Origin of the sequence: Nonomuraea sp. B5E05, assembly GCF_039880665.1 — a bacterium.
GTDB lineage: Bacteria > Actinomycetota > Actinomycetes > Streptosporangiales > Streptosporangiaceae > Nonomuraea.
In genome coordinates, this window is sequence record NZ_JBDPMJ010000106.1 from 1 (window position 1) to 861 (window position 861).

The 861-nt window shown below is 61.2% G+C and carries 2 pseudogenes; both read left to right on the forward strand.

The annotated features are described in order from the left end of the window. Positions 1 to 383 (forward strand): annotated as a pseudogene (locus ABGB01_RS46015) (hypothetical protein); the annotation flags it as partial. 264 nt (positions 384 to 647) lie between these two features. Beyond that, positions 648 to 861, forward strand: a pseudogene (locus ABGB01_RS46020) (hypothetical protein); the annotation flags it as partial.

Consider the following 861-nt stretch of genomic DNA (forward strand, 5'->3'; position numbering starts at 1 on the left):
GGCCGCGACCCCGCGCGCGGCGGCTTCGCCATGTTCAAAAACGCGCCCTCACCTGCGAATCCGACCATCGTCGAGGAATTAGACCGCAAAATGATCAGGTCGAATCACGTCGTGGATCCAGGCTCAGTGACACCGGCCTGAGCGCCAAGACGGACGCGCTCTTCTACTTGACCAAGGAGGCGTTCAAACGGCGCCTGATCGATGACCTGTGGAGGGCTCGCGCCGCGACGTCGCCGAAGTCGCTGGCCCAGGTACTTCTGTCCGATGTGGTGACCGACGCCGTACGCAAGGAACTGCGACGTCAGACGAACCACAATGCCGAGGTCGGCGAGATCCATCGCATCCTGCGCAGCGAGGTACTTCGGCCAGAAACCTTGCTTTGAGGCGTGCTCTCACGGTGCAGCGCCGAGGTCAGTGATCTTGCTAACACGGATGCTAACAACCGCTCCGGACAACCCTGCATGCTTCTGGAGTAGGAACGCTCCAGAAGTGGCTTCGAGCAGGCGTTCGTGATGGCAGTGGACACCGGTAGACCGTCTCGAAGTCCCTTGTAAACAGCAGGTCATCGGTTCGATTCCCCTCTCTGTCAGACTGCTGTGATACATGGGACAGATGAGTCCATTTGATGTGAAGCAGGGCGAGACAGGATGATCGAGACAGTGACGATGACCCTCGCCGATCAGAGTGCCTTGACGGGGCAGGATGGTCGGGTGACCGATGAGCAGCCGGCCCGGCCCAAGCGGCGGACGTTCACCAAGGCCTACAAGGCGCGGATCCTGGCCGCTTTCGACGCGCTGCCCGAAGGCAGCCCTGAGCGGGGCGCACTGCTCCGCAAGGAACGGCTGTATCACTCCCATATCG